The sequence below is a fragment of the Bradyrhizobium sp. SZCCHNRI2009 genome (assembly GCF_032485115.1).
In the GTDB taxonomy this organism is placed as follows: domain Bacteria; phylum Pseudomonadota; class Alphaproteobacteria; order Rhizobiales; family Xanthobacteraceae; genus Bradyrhizobium.
In genome coordinates this window covers 350,662-366,980 of sequence record NZ_JAUEUH010000004.1, presented here as the reverse complement: position 1 = coordinate 366,980, position 16,319 = coordinate 350,662, and the positions used below count along the sequence as shown (strand labels likewise).

The window sequence follows — 16,319 nt, the reverse complement described above, 5'->3', positions numbered from 1 at the left end:
CGCGCTCAGGCTGCGGCGCGGACATGCGACGCGCGCCGGATGGCGTTGGCCGCGATGATGACGTGCAGCAGCAGCGACAGGCCGAAGCCGAGGGCGTGCTGGGCAGCCGTCGCCGGGATGGTGAGGACCGTCACGAGGCCGAGCGGAATGAACAGCACGATGCCGGTGACGAGGCCGGGATTGTAGCCACGGAAGCGCAGCGCCGGGCCGATATGGCCGAGCGAGTTGACGAGCATCAGATAGGGCGCGACCAGCGCCCAGGCCGGGCCGGCGATCCAGGCGACGTAGAGCGCAATCAGGTCGATGCCCCAGACCGCGCCGCAATTGACCCAGAGCACGTCGATCGTGGTCAGCGCCTCGCGGCCGCCGAACATCACGTTGTTGACGAAGCTGCGGAAGCGGTCGCCGGTGTGCTCCTCGACCTGGTGGATCATGTAGCCCGGCGAATGCAGGAAGATCAGCAGCAGCGCGAGCGGCCAGTCGGCCGCCAGCAGCGGTACCAGCGCCAGCAGCGCTGCGGCCATGAACACGGCACCGGCCACCCAGTGACGGAAGAGAAGGTCCAGCATCAGCGAGTGATGCGCGAGTCGGCTGATCTTGCCAAGCCGGGTTGCCCCGGACACCGCCGCGCCGGGAGGCTGCGGCGTGATGTCCTGTCGCAGCCTCCAAACCTTTCGGGGCGCGGCGCGACCTACTTGAGCAGCACCAGGCATTCGCCGGCCGGCGTGGCGTTGGCGCGGGCGGTGTCGCGATCGAACTTGCCGGCCATCACCAGCGGCCTGACACGCTCCACGATGACGTCCTTGACGACGCTGTCCGGGCCGATGGCCGGCGCGGCGACGTCGTAGATCTGCTTCGCCACGGGCGACAGCTTGGCGGCACAGCTGTCGGCGGCGGCGCGGTTGCCGGCCAGCGCGGCCTGCGACAGAAGACATTGGGAGACGGCGACGAATGTGACAAACGGGAATGCGACGCGCAGCATGGCAATCAGTCCTTCGTTCAAATGAGGTTCAGCCCGGCGCAAGCGGGCTCGGTCCGGAGCACATCCACTCAGTGTCCGGCCGCCCGCATGCGGGCTCTGATCTAACCCGAGCCGGCAGCAACGCCTACTCGATTTCGCCCGTCCGCCAGCCGAGGTCCAGACCGTGCAGCAAGCTCCTGAAATGCTTCGAAAAACCCCGGTGCAGAAGCGCACGCGGCAGACCCTCGACGTGATTTTCGAGGCAACCGCTCAACTTCTGCAGAGCGGCGGCGGCAAGGGCCTGAGCACGAACGCCATCGCCGAGCGCGCGGGCTTCTCGATCGGCACGCTCTATAGCTATTTCAGGGACAAGACCTCACTGTTGCGTGCGCTGGTGCTGCGCGAGTTCGCTCGACAGGAGGCGGAGTTCGGGGAGGCGCTGGAGGCGCATCGCGGGCTTGGACGCGAGGCGATCGTGCGCGCGGCGGTGCGCCAGGGCTTCGCCCCGTTCGCCGGCCGTCACCGTGTGCGGCGCTATCTTCTCGTCCTGTTGGGCAACGACGCGGAGCTGCAGAAGGCGCTGCACGAGATGGTGGACCGCATGACCGAACGGCTGATCGCGACGGTGGGATTGCGGAGCGAAGCGATGCCGGCCGCGCGCCGCTTCATCCTGGTCCGCGCTGCGCTGGGCCCGATCCGGGCTGCCGTCATGCGCGAACATCGCCTCGTCGGCACACGCGAGCTCGAGGACGAACTGGTGCGGCTGATGCTGTTCCTGCTGGAGCCGGATCCCGCCAAATCGTCATGAAGGCCGTCACGGGGGGCCGTCGGGCTTGGCGGCCTCCAGCCGCTCAGCGAGCTTCCTCAAGGCCTCCTCCGACGCCGGCCGGCTCTGGAACTCGCGGATGGCGCGCGACAGCTCCTGATCCGACATCGGATGAGCCGGCTGCTTGATGCGGCCGTCGGCAAGGGCGGCTGCGATGGTCTCGATATGCGGCCCCGTGCCACCGAACAATCGGCGGAGCCGGTTGAGGAACGCGATGTGGGGCACGGCTGTTCTCCCGATGCGGCGACCGGCAACCTTCGACCGCATCTGCTGACGGCGACCTTAGTCGGTAACGCCGGCTCCGTCGTCTCATTTGATACGCAACCCCGCCCGGACGGTAGGATTTTCATGGATGCGGACCGGATCGTCACCAACAAGCTCAGGGAGCATTCGAAACTGTCCGGCGAGGACATCGCCGAGATCCGGAATTTCAGCTCCGCTTTGCGCGAGCTCGCCGATCAGGAGGACCTCATCCGCCAGGGCGACGAGCCGGACCGTTCCGTCGTCGTGATCTCCGGATGGGTGGCGCGCTATCACCTGCTGTCCGGCGGGCAGCGGCAGTATCTCTCCTTTCACATGCCCGGTGACTGGCCCGACGCCCAGTCGATCTTCCTCGACTGCATGGATCACGCCGTCTGCGCGATCGGGCCGGCGGTGGTGGCGAGCGTTGCGCACAAGGAGCTGACCCGCGCGATCAGCCGGCGGCCGACGCTCGGCTTTGCGATCTGGCGCGAGACGCTGATCGATGCGTCGATCTTCCGCGAGGCCATCACCAACAACAGCGCGCGGAGCAAGCCGGCGCGCATGGCGCACATGTTCTGCGAGCTGTTCTATCGCGCCCGCGCGCTCGGCCATGTCCGGCACGATCAGTTGCGGCTGCCGGTCAGCCTGGTGCAGCTTGGCGAGGCACTGGGCATCGCGATCGCGACGGTCAACCGCACGCTGGTCGAGCTGCGCGCCAGCCGCGCTGTCGATTTCCGCAGCGGCCTGCTGACGGTACACGACTGGACGCGGCTATGCGCGATCGGCGAGTTCGATCCCAGCTATCTGCACCTGAAGAAGCAGCCGCGCTGAGGCACAGGTCTCAGCGCGGCCACTCACGTGGGCTCGCGACTCCCACCTTTAACGGTTGCGCGCGTCAGCTCAGGCGACCTTGGTGATGAGCTTGACCACGTAGGCGTAGGGCCCGTTCGGGCTCTTCTCGGCGATCCAGGCGCAGTGCCAGTCGGAGCCGTAGCGCAAGCCCGTGTCCCATCCCGAGCCGCCGCCGTGCTCGTTGTCCCACGACCAGGCCTTGCGGTCCTTCTGAGGATCGGAGGGGAAGCTGCTGCCGCTGTAGACGGAGATCTGCCCCTGCTGCGCGCGGAACGGCGAGTTCGTGCTCCACTTGAGCCACAGATTGCCCTGCTCCTCGTAGGACGTGAGCGACCATTGGTAGGACGCCGAGACGGTCTGCGGATTGGTGCTGGTGGCCGAGGTCTGCTCAATGACTGCCATGATTGTCTCCTTACAAAATGAGATGAAAAATCTTCACAATAGTGGCTGCCCAAAAGACAACCATTGATTGTATATCTGATAAAGCTCACCCCGACAACGTGCGCTGTTCGCACAACGCCGTGATCGCGCGGCAGGCGTGGCGTCCAGCCGAGGCCCACGGATCCCCGCACTCAGATGCAGAGACCGATCACCTTGATGCTGAGGTGGCAGTCCTTGGAGGCGGACGCCGGCGGCTTGGCGCTCCAGCGCGTCGCCGGCTTGGCGTCGCCTTTCGCGGATCGGGTCGCGGCCTGCGCGACGACGGCCTTGGCCTTGCCCTTCGGCCTGTCGGTCTCGTAGTCGCCCGCGATCACCATCGCCCAATAGGTCCGCTTGCCGCTGGCGTTCTTTGCGCTGGCGATGCCGACCTTGGTCGCCTTGGGAAGCAGCAGGTTCTTGCGGTGCCCCGCCGAGTTGATCCACTGCCCCAGCGTCTTGTCGAAATTGTCGTAGCCATAGGCGATGTTCTCGGCCGCACGGCCGGCCTTCGACGGAGCCACACGGCGGGTGAAGGGACCGAGCACCTCGTGGCTGAGATCGTCCTTGTCGGCCATCGCGCGCGCTTGCTCCATCGCGATGCGGTCGAGCGTCGCGTCGCGCGTCACGCGGCCTTCGCCATGCGCGAGCCGAAACGCCGAGATCTGATCGGCCGGCGCGGAGTCGCCGGCAAATGCCGCATGGGCCGACAGCGCCAGCAGCGCTGCAACCAAAACCGCGCGAAAGCCGCGCAACGTGAAACGAAGCTCCCGCATGCTAGGACACGTGCTCATCAATCCGGAGTAGGTAACGGTCGCTCGATCCCGCTTTGATCCGAAGCGACGGACGTGCTGGACCGCCGCGGAACCACCCGATATGACAATGCCGGAATTCAGTCCAATGCGGGTGGTCGATACTTCTCTATTCTATTTCGACACTTTGTGCCAAGTCGGCGCAATCGTGCTGGCGGGCGCGGCCTCCGAGATCGAGAACGTCAGCCACGTGTTCCAGCCCGACGGCCGGTTGGCGGCGTCGAACTCGCCATATCCCTTCAGCCCCAGGAACGCCTGATTGCTGCCGATCTGGAAAATATATCCGATCTGCGGGCCAACGCCGAGGACGCGCGAGCGGAAGCCGCCGAGAGCGGCGGGCTGACCGAAGTCGTCGGTAATCTGCTGATAGGCGTAGCCAACGAAACCGACGAAGACCTGCTTCGACAGGAACTGCGACACGCCCCAGTCGAGATGGAAATCGATGCCGCTCTGGTACCGGGTATCGGGATTCTTGAAATTGTAGGTCAAGCCCCCGACGGCCGAAAATTCCGTGCCGGTCACCGGGTTCAAATAAGTGTAGCCGCCGCCAAGGTCGATGGCGCCGTGACCGATGCCGATGTTGGCCAGCCGGTTCCGACTGTAGTCGCCGACGGGAATATCGCCGGCGCCGTAGACCATGGTGTTGTGGACGCCGTTATTCCACTTCAGCTTCACGGTCGGATAGAGATCTCCGTAAGAGACGAGTGCGTCTTCGAGGAATCCGGTGCGCGTGCTGACGATCGGACCGGCAACCGTCGTCAACGTACCAGCGATGCTCGCGGAATTTCTGCCGTAGACGCTGGCCAGCGTCGCCGACAACTGGCCGCCGAGTACCGGCGTCGCAAACGTGTAGGTCGGCGCGATGAACATCAGATCGGCCTGGCCGCGCAAAGCCAGATTGAGATCGATGTTGACGGTTGGAGAAAATCGTCCGACCTGGAACTCGCGCGACGCCGCGGCCGCGCCTGAGGCACCCACGCTCGTATGGTAGTAGATGGCAGCCACCGACCAGCCCGGCGTGGCAGGCGTTGCGGCGAGGCTGCCGTACAATCCCGGCAGCCAGAACGAGATGCCGCTCTCATCGGCATGGGCGACCAGAGGCGAAAAAGAAGCCAACGCGGCGGACGCGAAAACGCCGCTCAGCCACAATCGCAGGAAGCCGGACCTGCGTCCCGATCTATCGCGCTGCAATCGTAATCCCCCCAACGCTCCCATTTCAGGCGGCATGCCTGAGTTGTCGTCGACGACTACGGCTTGTAGTCGCTCATCCCCCGTCCGGTCTTGTCGTAGACATTGAAAAACTCGTCCGACATGATCGTAGCGATGCCACTTCTGGGTACCTCGGTCAGATCTTTCTCAAGCGTCTTGATCCGGAACTTCCACCCGAGAACCTCGGCTCCACGGTGCTTGCATTTTGCCCGACGCCCCCCTCAGCTTGAAGCCAGAAGGATCGTCGCCAGATTGGCTATTTGCATTGCACGCTCCTTCTCAAGGGACCGATCACTGACCTGGCGAGCACGAAGAGCGCATCAATCGGACAGTCCTTTCTTCAAAGCCGCTGCCTTGCGGGCCTGGACGGCTTCTTCATTGTCGGCCTTCTTCATACCCACTAGATCGATCGTCACCTTGCCGATCTTCCCTGTGAACTTGAACGGCACCTTGTAGGCCTCGGTAACAGGCGTGCCTTCATCGGCACCGACGTCTGCGCCTTCGTCCGCGGAGTAGAAGCAGCATTGGGTTCGTTCGATCCGGCCGGTCGCGACGGTCTTTCCGTTCACGAGGATCGTACCCACGCCCCCCTTGCCCAGGCCGCCACCGTCATAAGCGAACTCAAAGCGCAGTGCGGCTTTGCCTGCCGGAAGAGCCTGCTTGGCGGTTACGGTGTATCGCTGCAGACCGAGAAAATTATACGTGTAGGTCGGCTTGCCGTCCTTCAGGTAGAAGGTCCAGCCACCGAACCGTCCGGCCTGAGCGATGATGACGCCATTGGCTCCGCCCTTCGGGATGTCCAGATCGGCAGTAATGGCGTGCGATTGGTTCTTCAGGTTGATGAAGACATTCTCCGTCATCCCGATCATGCCTTCGTAGACCGTCAGGCTGGTGCGGCCCGCCATCAGGTCGGGACGTCCGACCAGCGCCGCGTTGGTGCGCTCCAGGGTGCGGTCGTCGAGCGGCAGCACGTTGTATTTCACTGCTTCCTTCAGGAACAGCTCCTGCATCTCCTTCAGCTTGTCCGGATTTTTGGCAGCCAGATCGTTGCTCAGGCTGAAGTCCGATCGCGCATCGTAAAGCTCCCAGATATCCTGCTGGAGCGGCCGCCGCGGCTTGGTTTCCCAGGCCGCCCGGTGCACCGTGCCGGCAAGCCAGCCGTCGCTGTAGATCGCGCGGTTGCCGAAGATTTCGAAATACTGCGTCACATGCCTGCTCGGCGCCTTGGCGTCGGCAAAGCTGTAGGCCATGCTTACCCCTTCAATGGGAGTCTGGACCGTTCCATTTACGCTCTTGGGCTCAGGCAGTTTCGCTGCTTCGAGAATGGTCGGCACGATGTCGATGACGTGATGCCACTGCGGACGAAGCTCACCTTTCGCCGCGATCCCCTTCGGCCAATGGACGACCATGCCGTTGCGGGTGCCGCCATAGCTCGAGGCCACTTGCTTGGTCCAGGTAAACGGAGTGTCGCCAGCGACCGCCCAGCCGGCCGCGTAATGGCCGTAGGTGTTGGGACCGCCGAGTTCGTCATAGTGCTTCAAGACGTCCTGGACGGTTTCCTGCACTCCATTGAAATAGGTCATCTCGTTGTACAGGCCGTTCGCGCCGCCTTCGGCACTCGCGCCGTTGTCGCCGACGATGTAGAAGATCAACGTATTGTCGAGTTGGCCCGTTGTCTTGATGGCGTCGATCAGGCGGCCGATCTCGGTGTCGGTGTATTCGCCAAATCCGGCGAATACTTCCATCTGGCGCACGAACAACTTCTTCTCGTCAGCGCTCAGCTTGTCCCAGTCCTGGATGGCGTCCGGCTTCGGGGCGAGCTTGGTATCGGGTGGCACCACGCCGAGCTTGATCTGCCGCGCCAACGTCTCCTCGCGCAGCTTGTCCCAGCCCTGATCGAACTTGCCCTTGTACTTGGCGATCCATTCTTTGGGCACCTGATGCGGGGCATGGGTGGCGCCGGGTGCAAAATACATGAAGAACGGCTTGTCCGGCGTCAGCGATTTCTCCGACCGCATCCAGTCGATCGCCTTGTCGGTCATGTCGGTCATGAAATGATAGTTCGGGTCCTTCGACGGCTCAACCTGGGTCATGCCATCGTAGATCAGCGGCGCCCATTGATTGGTTTCGCCGCCCATGAAGCCATAGAACTTGTCGAAGCCCTGGCGCGTAGGCCAGCGGTCGGTCGGGCCAGAGGGACTGACCTCCCATGCCGCGGTCTCGTGATTTTTGCCGAAATGCGCCGTGCTGTAGCCGTTCAACCGCAGCATCTCCGCGACGGACGCGACATTGTTGGGACGCTGACCGGTCTGTCCCGGGAAGGACGTCGCGGTTTCCGCGATCGAACCGAAATTGTTCATGTGATGGTTGCGGCCGCTGAGCAGCGCCGCGCGGGTCGGCGAACAAAGCGCCGTGGTGTGAAACTCGTTGTAGCGGAGACCCTCGTTGGCGAGGCGGTCGACCGTCGGCATCCTGATCGGGCCGCCAAATGCGCTCGACTGGCCGAAGCCCATGTCGTCAATGAGCACGATCAGTACATTGGGTGCACCGGCCGGCGCCTTGACTTCAAACCGCGGCGGCGGCGGCGCATCGCGCGCATCGAATACGGTGCTGTGTGGAGGGTTCGGTTCAGGAATCGGCAGAACCGATCGCTCGGTCGGCAACACAGCACTCGGCGGCGCCGACTGTTGGGCCAATGCTGGAAGCACGAGTAGCGTCGTCAACGACAGCACCGACGCAGCCAACTTCATTCGCTTCATGATCACGGCCTTTGGATGAGACAATTGACAAATGACACAATTGACACGGCTTCTCGCTGCCGGAACGATCCTGCCCGCAAACCGCGATCATCGGCGCGGGCAATGACGTTCGGCCGGCCCAACCGGCTCGCGGAGAGCGATAATTCTATAATTCTAGCGTCTGCCGACGCGATTAACCGGCCCGCCTCGATTCATCGGCGTTCCCCGCACGCGCACGCCTGGGGCCACCACGGCGCGCGCCACCGGGCGGGGCCGCAGCACGACGCCGGGCCTGACGACGCAGCCGACGGGATACTCGACATACTGACAATACACCACGGCACTTGCCCTTTCGGTGCTCGCGGCTACGAACCCCGTCACCAGCAACAGCCCTGTCAGGGCAACTGATAATTTCATCTTGGCATCCTCCCATCGGAAAGCTCATTATCGGCCCCTCCGGGAGGCACACCTTGATGCAGGTCAAGCAACCTTGGCAGACATTCCTGCATGTGCGGAGATGACCGACGGAGCAGCTTGATCGCAAGCTCACCAATTTGGGGCGTGAGGTACAAGCGTTGACACGCAGGCCGCCAAAAGCCGGCACGAAGGGACCGCGGAAGGGATCCGCCGCGGCCCCATCACCGGCTGCGCCGGCGGATCGGCTTGCTTCCGGCGAAACGGCCTTCTCCAGGCGCGCGATCTGGATAGCAGTAGCGGTCACGATCGCGCTCGTGCTGGTGGTCGGCATGGTTCTTCATCTCCTCAAGGCCGACGAACCGGCCTCCACGGCGCAGGCCTCATTCGTCGCCACCTATGTGGGCAGCGAAAGCTGCGCCGGCTGTCATCAGGCAGAAGCCAAATTATGGGATATTTCGCAGCACAAGGCCGCGATGGCGCACGCGACTGACAAGACGGTGCTCGGCGATTTCAGCAAGAGCTTCGACTACTTCGGTGTGCATTCCCGCCTCTTCCGCGATGGCGGAAAATTCATGGTCGAAACCGACGGGCCCGACGGCAAGCTTGCCGTGTTTGAGGTGAAGTACACGTTCGGTGTCGATCCGCTGCAACAATATCTCGTCGAGTTTCCAGATGGGCGCATCCAGGCGCTGCCGATCGCATGGGACGGCCGGCCCAAGGACAAAGGCGGCCAGCGCTGGTTCCATCTCCATCCCGAAGAAGAGATCAAGCACGACGACGTCCTGCACTGGACCAAGCTGAACCAGAACTGGAACTTCATGTGCGCGGAATGCCACTCGACCGGCGTGCGCAAGCATTACGACACCGCGACGGATCGCTTCGCGACGACATGGGCGGAAATCAGCGTCGGTTGCGAGACCTGTCACGGTCAGGGCTCCGCCCACGCCGCCTGGGCGCGTGACAAGCAACGCTGGTGGCCATTCGGCAAGCACGAGGATCCGAGCAGGGGATTGCTTGTCCGTTTCGACGAACGGCGCGGCGTCACCTGGCCGATCGATCCGCGGAGCGGAAATGCGACGCGTTCAGCCGCGCCGGCCGCGTTGCGAAAGGAGATCGAGACCTGCGGGCTATGCCACGCGCGCCGTGCCGGCTTCAGCGAGGACTGGACACCCGGTCAATCGCTGTCCCAGACCCATATTGTCGAGGCGCTGGCGCGGACCACTTATCATGCCGATGGCCAGATCCGCGATGTGGAGGAGCCCTATAACTATACGCCGTTCAAGCAGAGCAAGATGTTTGCCGCCGGCGTGACCTGCAGCGATTGTCACGAGCCGCACGGCGCAAAGCTCCGAGTCTCCGGCGAAGGCGTTTGCCTGCAATGCCATGCGTCCGAAAAATACGCCGATGCGAAGCATCGCCATCACGCGGACGCCGATCCGGCGCCGACCTGCATGTCGTGCCACATGCCGGCGCGCACCTATATGCAGATCGACCCGCGTCACGATCACGCCTTCCGCGTTCCGCGACCCGATCTTTCGGTCACGTTGGGAACCCCGAACGCCTGCAACGACTGCCACAGCGACAAGCCGGCGCAATGGGCCGCCGCCGCGATCGAGCAATGGTTCGGGCCCGACCGAAAGGGCTTCCAGACCTATGGGCCCGCGTTCCGCGCAGCACGCAGCGACCAGGCCGACGCCGCCGCGCTGCTTGGCCTTCTGGCCGCGGACAGGAACGCGCCGGCCGTGGCGCGTGCGAGCGCGCTCGGCGAACTCGCCTCGCGCATCGCTCCGGCGAACATTGCGACCGCACGGGCAGGCCTGGCCGATCCCGATCCCATGGTGCGGATCGGCGCGCTGGACATGCTGGAAAACGTGCCCGCCGGCCAGATCTGGCCGCTGGTTTCGCCGCTGCTCACCGATCCCGTGCGTGGCGTGCGGATCAGGGTCGCCTCCCTGCTCGCTTCCGTTCCGACCGCGAGCCAGCCGCTGCCCGATCGCGCACGCTTCGATCAGGCGGCACACGAATTCATCACGGCGCAGCGCGCCAATGCCGAACGGCCCGAGGCCCGCACCGCACTGGCAACCTTCCTGGCCTTGCGCGGACAGACCGGGGACGCAGAGACCGAGTACAAGGCAGCCCTCAGGCTCAGCCCGCACTATGCGGCGGCCGCCATCAATCTGGCCGACCTCTATCGCCAAATTGGCCGCGACGGCGACGGAGAAACCGTTCTGCGCGGAGCAATTGCGGCATCACCTACCGACGCGGCCGCGCATCACGCACTCGGCCTGACCTTGACCCGGCTGAAGCGGCACGACGAGGCGCTCGCCGAGTTGCGCAGAGCAACCGAACTCGAACCGGGTCGCGCTCGCTATATCTATGTCTACGCGGTGGCGCTGCATTCCGGCGGGCGAGCCGACGAGGCAATGACGGTCCTAAAGGAAGCTCTGGAAAGCCATCCCAATGATAGGGACGTGCTGTCCGCTCTGGTTTCGCTCAGCCGCGCGACAGGCGATGCAAGGGCGGCGCTGGGCTACGCCGAAAGGCTCGCAATCATGACGCCGGACGACCGGAATCTGGCGGCGTTCATCGGCGAGATCAGGCGGCAGATTGACAAGCCAAACTAAGATAGCTGGCTCTCCTGCTTGAGCTCACAAAGGGCGCCCGAGAACCTCAAATGGAGCGAGCGCGAAATCGACGCTGAAATGACCAGGGACGCAACAAAGTCGAACGGCTCCTCAATGAGATCAAGCACTGTCGGCGGATCGCAACGCAACCACCTCGATCGGGTAGACATCGATCGCCGGCTCCTCATAGGGATGCGCAGCGCGGATCGCCTGTAGCACGGCTTTCAGCCGGTCCTCGGCGCAGACGGTCTCGATGCGCTCCTCCTCGACCGTCTCGAGCTGGCCGACCGCGCCGACGGCCGGGTTGGCGCCTGCCAGCGGACGAAACCGGCCCACGCCCTTCGCGGTAAACGAACAGTGGTCGTAATTGCCGATGCGGCCGGCGCCGGCCTCGCCCATCGCGCGGCGCACGGCGTCGCCCGCCGCTTCAGGGACATAGACGACGATCTTGTAGGTCTTCATGCTGGCCTGGATCCGGACGTCGATCACACGGCCGTTACCATCGCGTCGCCGCTGGCGCAATTTTCAGCGGGTCACAACCGGTCACAATCGCGAAAGCGCCGGCGCCGGTGACCAGCCATTCCGAAACACGCCTTGTGCGGCGCAGCAAACCCGATACTTATCGGTGATCTCTCCCGCATTCTCAACACCATGGAAGGCCCGCGCCTTGGCTGATACCAGTGCCGACACCATCGAGATCGTCCGTCACCGGCCGATGGGCTTCACCGAATTCGTCATCGTGGTCGCGGCGATCATGGCGCTCAATCCGCTGGCGATGGACATGATGCTGCCGGCGCTGCCGAACATCGGCGCCTCGTTCCATATCGACGTCGCCAACCAGCTACAGACGGTGCTGACGGCGTTCGTCATCGGCTTCGGTCTCGGCCAGTTCGTGATCGGCCCGCTGTCCGACAGCTTCGGCCGGCGCCCGGTGCTGATCGGCGGCATGGTGCTGTATGCGGTCGCCAGCCTGTTCGCGATCGCCGCGCCGTCGTTCGAGATGCTGCTGCTGGCGCGCGCGCTGGAAGGCCTCGGTACCGCGGCGACGCGGGTGATCGCGACCTCGATCGTGCGCGACTGCTATGCCGGCCGCCGCATGGCGAGCGTCGTCTCGCTGGCGATGATGGTGTTCATCGCCATTCCCGTGATCGCGCCGTCGTTCGGCCAGGCGGTGATGCTGCTGACGCAGTGGCGCGGCATCTTCGTCGTGCTGACCTTGTACGGCATCGTCACGCTGCTGTGGACCGCCGCACGGCTGCCCGAGACGCTGCCGGAGAGCGAGCGCAAGCCGTTCTCGGTCAAAGAGATCGTCGGGGCCTTCCGCAACACCCTCACCAATCGTCAGACGCTGGGCTATGCGCTCGCCGCGAGCGGCATCTTCGGCGCCGTGCTCGGCTACGTGCTGTCTTCGCAGCAACTGTTCACCGGCGTCTACCATCTCGGCCACTACTTCCCGCTCGCCTTCGCGGCGATCGCGGTGACCATCGCGGTGGCCGGCTTCCTCAACGCCCGCCTCGTCGGCCGGCTCGGCATGCGCATGATCTCGCACGGCGCGCTGGTCGGCAGCGTCGTCATCGCGCTGGCCTGCTTCAGCGCGGCGGTTCTCGGCATGCTGCCGCTGTGGCTGTTCATGACGCTGTCGGCCGGCATGATGTTCTCGTTCGGCCTGATGTTCGCGAACTTCACAGCGCTGGCGATGGAGCCGCAGCGCGCCAATGCCGGCACCGCGTCTTCGCTCTACGGCTCGATCACGACCCTGCTCGGCATGGCCGCCGGCGCCGTCGTCGGCCAGGCGTTCGACGGCACGGCATTGCCGTTCGCCGCGGGCTTCCTGGCCTGCACGACGAGCGCGCTCGTCATCGTGCTGATCACCGAGAAGGGCCGGCTGTTCCACGGCCAAGGCAAGCCGGTCTGACCGCCGCCGAGGTCCTCAAATGCACGGCCCCTGCCCGCGCTGCGGGCACAGCTTCAGCACGCTCGACAGCGTCAACAGCAGACGCGCGCTGCGCGTCGTGTTGCCCGGCGCGCGATAGCTGAGCGGCGCGGCGACGCCGAGATCGGCGCGCCAGTCGTTCGGGAAGGTAAAGCGCACCCCGGCACCCGCCGAGGTCAGCGCCACTCCGTCGGACGGCCGGAAGCCGTCGTTCCAGGCGAGCCCGGCATCGAAGAAGCTGTAGAGCTGATAGCTCGTGAGATACTGCCAGTTCGGTTTCTGCTCGAAGCGGACCTCGAACGTGCCGGCGACGCCATTGTCGCCGCTGATCTCGGCGCTGCCATAGCCGCGGCCATAGGCGAGGCCGCCGAGATAGAACTGCTGCGAATTGTACAGCGGACCCGAGGCGAGCTGGCCGGCGGCGGCGAGCTTCAGCGACCACGCCTCGGACAAGGTCTGATAGCGCGCGAACCAGCCGTTGAAGACCGAGAAGCTCGGCGAGGCGCCGGCGCGCGAGGCGAGGGGATCGTCGAGCGGCGTCGCCCCGAACGCGTTCAGGCCCTGCCGGTAGGCCAGCGTCAGGTAGCTGTCGCCGCCGACATCATCCTTCCAGCGGTAGTCGGCGGTGAAGGTCAGCGTCCGGATGCGATCGCGATACCAGATGCCGAACAGGTCGCGCTCGGTCACGTCGCTGAAGGCGGCCGCGAGATTCAGTTTCAGCGAGGCGCGCTGCGACTGGATCGGCGCGATACCGCCGCGCAGCTCGAGCGTCTCGGTCACCGTGTTGTCGTTGAACAGCCGTCTCCGGTCGCCCGGCCGGACCTCGCTGTAAAGCGCGGAGGCGCCGACATAGGCGCCGTCGGTGCCGACCGGCACCTCATAGGACAGCCGGCCGAACGCGAGCTGGCGCGGATCTCCCGGCGTCGTCGACAGGTTGGCGGTGAGCGTGTCGCCCGGCAGCAGATAGGAATTGAAGGCGGCCGTGGCGTAGTTCTGCCAGGGACCGACGGTCGACGAGCCGAGATTGTCGACGCCAGCGAAGCCGTAGACGTGCCAGGTCTGCAGCTCGATCACCAGGCGGAACCGACCGGTGGTGCCGCCGATCTCCTCCAGCGCGGAATCGACCAGACGGACGCCGCCGCGGCCGTTGATCAGCAGCAACTGCCGCTCCAGTGTCGCGAGCCGGGACGGCTGCTCGGCCAGCACCGGGCCGAGCATCGGCCTGATGCCGAACTCTTCCGCGCCGGCGCCCTTCAAGGTCACCTCGGTGATGCTGCCTTCGATGATCTGGATGCGCACCCGGCCATCATGGATGTCCTGCGGCGGTATGATCGCACGGCTGAGATGGTAGCCGGCGGCGCGGTACTGATCGCTGATCGCGGTCGTGATCGCCGCGAGGTCGGCCTGCGACACCGGCTTGCCGAGATAGGGCTGATAGCTCGCGGCGAGCTGCTCGGCGGGCAGCGCGGACGCCCCCGTCAGCGTGACGCCGCGCATGGTGAACAAGGGCTTGCGATCGCCGCCGCCCTGGGGCGCGAATTGCGGCGCACGCGGCCGCGGCGGCGGCTGCGTCGACCGCGACTGCTGCTCGTCGAAATATCGCTCGGTCTGCCGCGGATCGAAGCTCGGCTGGCCGACCTGCTGCGCATGGGCCGTTGCTGCAAACAGCAACGCCGACAGGGAAATGCCGGCGGCGATCGCGGTTCCGTGCAGCCGTCGCGAGCCGTGCGGTACGGCCGCGAAGTCGCGCCAACCCGCAGTCCTCCCAGTTCCGTCGACACAACCAGCGCGCATGCCTCGTTTTTAGTTTGTTAAGGTCAACGAAGCGTAAATGCGTGAGGAAAACACGGCTGCAACTCCTAAGGGTCTCTTGAAACATTTCGATTAGTTTCAAAAGCCGCCAACGATGCGAGTTCGTGCCATGTCATCCAAGCGCTTCCTGATACCGGGACTGATCGCCGCGTGCCTTTTCGGTGCGATGCCGGCCGCATTCGCGGCCGACGGTGAGCCGTGGCTGGTGAGCAAATCGTCCGGTGAGGTCTGGGTCACCACCCAGGGCGCAGCGCAGGTCTCGCTCGGTCGCGAGGACCCGCTGAAGCCAGGCGATACGATCCGCACCGGGCCGACCGGCCGCGTCCGCCTGACCCGCGGCGCCGAGACGATCGTGATCGCGCCGAACTCCGAGGTCGGCCTGCCCGCCGCGCCCAAGGACGGCATGGCGACGACCATCCTGCAGCGCGCCGGCTCGATCCTGCTCGACGTCGAGAAACGCAACGTCCAGCATTTCGAGGTCGAGACGCCCTATCTCGCCGCCGTGGTCAAGGGCACGCAGTTCAGCGTCACGATCTCAGGCCGCAGCACCAAGGTCGAGGTCAGCCGCGGCCAGGTGCAGGTGTCGGATTTCAAGACCGGCCAGATCGCCCAGGTGATGCCCGGTCAGGCCGCCACCGCCTTTGCGACCGGCCGCGCCGGCCTGAGCCTGTCCGGCGCCGGCACCTTCAGCCCGATCGAGCAGGGCCGCCCGCGCGCCTCCACGATCGATCGTGTTCCGGTGCCGCGCGACGGCCTGCAGGCGCCGCGCGAGGCCAAGGGCAGCGTGATCCACGCGCTGAACGCCGACGGCTCGGCCGCGCGCCCCGGTACAACGGTCGCCGCTCAGCAGCATTCTGCGGCCGCCTTCGGCAGCGCAAAGCCCGGCGTGGTGCGGATCTCGTCATCGATCGGCGAGGTCAACCTGAACATCCAGAAGGCGACACGCGGCCTCGCCCACGGCGCCCACACGCCGGCCGCCGGTGGAGGGCGAAGCACCGCCTGGAATGAAGCGCGCGGCAACAGCGGCAATGCGACTGGCAACTCGGCCACCGCAAGCGGCACGTCGGGAGATTCCTCGATCGCAGCCGCCGTCACCGCGGCGGTCGGTTCGCCAAGCGGATCCGCCAGCGCCAATGCCGCCGGAAATGGCGACGCCGGCAACGGCAACGCCAACGGTGGCAGCCGCGGCGGCAACAATGGCGGCAATGGCAACGGCAACAACGGCCAGGGCAACAGCGGCAACGGTAACAGCGGTAACGGTAACCGCGGTAACGGAAATAGCGGCAACGGTAACGGCAACAGCGGCGACCATGACAATGGCAATCATGGCAACGGCAACGCCCACGCTTACGGCCACAGCAAGAATTAGGGAGTCCCGATCGAGCGTAACGCCTGCGTCATGCGTCGTCATGGGGGAGCGCGGGCTTGCAGGGTTCCATGGCTCTGCGGTCGGAGCGGGATGAAGTTGGGATCAC

16 protein-coding genes are annotated in these 16,319 nt (G+C 65.1%); 6 read left to right on the top strand and 10 right to left on the bottom strand.

Features of this window, described 5'->3' with window-relative positions; genetic code table 11:
• Window positions 1-5: 5 nt before the first annotated feature.
• Both QX041_RS16810 and QX041_RS16805 read right to left on the bottom strand, forming a co-directional pair.
• Window positions 6-569 carry an HXXEE domain-containing protein gene (locus QX041_RS16810; RefSeq protein ID WP_316166006.1) on the bottom strand — a complete coding sequence of 188 codons (564 nt, stop codon included), beginning with the start codon at window positions 567-569 and terminating at the stop codon, window positions 6-8.
• 122 nt (window positions 570-691) lie between these two features.
• On the bottom strand, window positions 692-982 hold the full coding sequence (locus QX041_RS16805) for a hypothetical protein (protein ID WP_315713297.1): 291 nt from the start codon (window positions 980-982) through the stop codon (window positions 692-694).
• Window positions 983-1,163: 181 nt separating this feature from the next.
• On the opposite strand from QX041_RS16805, the gene QX041_RS16800 reads away from it, so the two are divergent.
• Window positions 1,164-1,769 carry a TetR/AcrR family transcriptional regulator gene (locus QX041_RS16800; RefSeq protein WP_315825219.1) on the top strand — a complete coding sequence of 202 codons (606 nt, stop codon included), beginning with the start codon at window positions 1,164-1,166 and terminating at the stop codon, window positions 1,767-1,769.
• A 6-nt stretch (window positions 1,770-1,775) separates the two neighbouring features.
• Here QX041_RS16800 and QX041_RS16795 read toward each other — a convergent pair whose 3' ends face one another.
• On the bottom strand, window positions 1,776-2,012 hold the full coding sequence (locus QX041_RS16795) for a hypothetical protein (protein WP_316166005.1): 237 nt from the start codon (window positions 2,010-2,012) through the stop codon (window positions 1,776-1,778).
• Window positions 2,013-2,135: 123 nt separating this feature from the next.
• Between QX041_RS16795 and QX041_RS16790 the strand changes: the two genes are divergently transcribed.
• Window positions 2,136-2,861: a Crp/Fnr family transcriptional regulator gene (locus QX041_RS16790; RefSeq protein ID WP_315825221.1), complete on the top strand. Its 726-nt coding sequence runs from the start codon at window positions 2,136-2,138 to the stop codon at window positions 2,859-2,861.
• Window positions 2,862-2,930: 69 nt separating this feature from the next.
• Here the strand turns inward: QX041_RS16790 and QX041_RS16785 are convergent, their stop codons facing one another.
• The 4 genes from QX041_RS16785 to QX041_RS16770 all read right to left on the bottom strand — a co-directional run bounded on the left by QX041_RS16785 (window position 2,931) and on the right by QX041_RS16770 (window position 7,848).
• Complete coding sequence (locus QX041_RS16785; protein ID WP_315713304.1) at window positions 2,931-3,284, bottom strand: hypothetical protein; 354 nt, start codon at window positions 3,282-3,284, stop codon at window positions 2,931-2,933.
• A gap of 170 nt (window positions 3,285-3,454) precedes the next feature.
• On the bottom strand, window positions 3,455-4,075 hold the full coding sequence (locus QX041_RS16780; RefSeq protein ID WP_316166004.1) for a CAP domain-containing protein: 621 nt from the start codon (window positions 4,073-4,075) through the stop codon (window positions 3,455-3,457).
• Window positions 4,076-4,225: 150 nt separating this feature from the next.
• Complete coding sequence (locus QX041_RS16775; RefSeq protein WP_316166003.1) at window positions 4,226-5,227, bottom strand: transporter; 1,002 nt, start codon at window positions 5,225-5,227, stop codon at window positions 4,226-4,228.
• 413 nt (window positions 5,228-5,640) lie between these two features.
• Complete coding sequence (locus QX041_RS16770; RefSeq protein WP_316166002.1) at window positions 5,641-7,848, bottom strand: arylsulfatase; 2,208 nt, start codon at window positions 7,846-7,848, stop codon at window positions 5,641-5,643.
• Here QX041_RS16770 and QX041_RS16765 point away from each other — a divergent pair.
• Window positions 7,841-8,098 carry a hypothetical protein gene (locus QX041_RS16765; RefSeq protein WP_315752759.1) on the top strand — a complete coding sequence of 86 codons (258 nt, stop codon included), beginning with the start codon at window positions 7,841-7,843 and terminating at the stop codon, window positions 8,096-8,098. The two genes, QX041_RS16770 and QX041_RS16765, sit on opposite strands and share 8 nt — an antisense overlap.
• A 134-nt stretch (window positions 8,099-8,232) precedes the next feature.
• On the opposite strand, the gene QX041_RS16760 is transcribed toward QX041_RS16765, so the two are convergent.
• Complete coding sequence (locus QX041_RS16760) at window positions 8,233-8,475, bottom strand: hypothetical protein (protein ID WP_315713314.1); 243 nt, start codon at window positions 8,473-8,475, stop codon at window positions 8,233-8,235.
• Window positions 8,476-8,804: 329 nt separating this feature from the next.
• Here QX041_RS16760 and QX041_RS16755 point away from each other — a divergent pair, with 329 nt between their 5' ends.
• Complete coding sequence (locus tag QX041_RS16755; RefSeq protein ID WP_316166001.1) at window positions 8,805-11,099, top strand: tetratricopeptide repeat protein; 2,295 nt, start codon at window positions 8,805-8,807, stop codon at window positions 11,097-11,099.
• 120 nt (window positions 11,100-11,219) lie between these two features.
• Here QX041_RS16755 and QX041_RS16750 read toward each other — a convergent pair whose 3' ends face one another.
• Complete coding sequence (locus tag QX041_RS16750; protein ID WP_315713316.1) at window positions 11,220-11,561, bottom strand: YqfO family protein; 342 nt, start codon at window positions 11,559-11,561, stop codon at window positions 11,220-11,222.
• A 205-nt stretch (window positions 11,562-11,766) separates the two neighbouring features.
• On the opposite strand from QX041_RS16750, the gene QX041_RS16745 reads away from it, so the two are divergent.
• On the top strand, window positions 11,767-13,014 hold the full coding sequence (locus tag QX041_RS16745; protein WP_316166000.1) for a multidrug effflux MFS transporter: 1,248 nt from the start codon (window positions 11,767-11,769) through the stop codon (window positions 13,012-13,014).
• A gap of 15 nt (window positions 13,015-13,029) precedes the next feature.
• Here QX041_RS16745 and QX041_RS16740 read toward each other — a convergent pair whose 3' ends face one another.
• The gene (locus tag QX041_RS16740) at window positions 13,030-14,826 is read right to left on the bottom strand and encodes a ShlB/FhaC/HecB family hemolysin secretion/activation protein (protein WP_315825226.1); all 1,797 of its coding nucleotides are present in this window, start codon (window positions 14,824-14,826) and stop codon (window positions 13,030-13,032) included.
• 127 nt (window positions 14,827-14,953) lie between these two features.
• Between QX041_RS16740 and QX041_RS16735 the strand changes: the two genes are divergently transcribed.
• Complete coding sequence (locus QX041_RS16735) at window positions 14,954-16,213, top strand: FecR family protein (protein WP_316165999.1); 1,260 nt, start codon at window positions 14,954-14,956, stop codon at window positions 16,211-16,213.
• The last annotated feature ends 106 nt before the right edge of the window (window positions 16,214-16,319 follow it).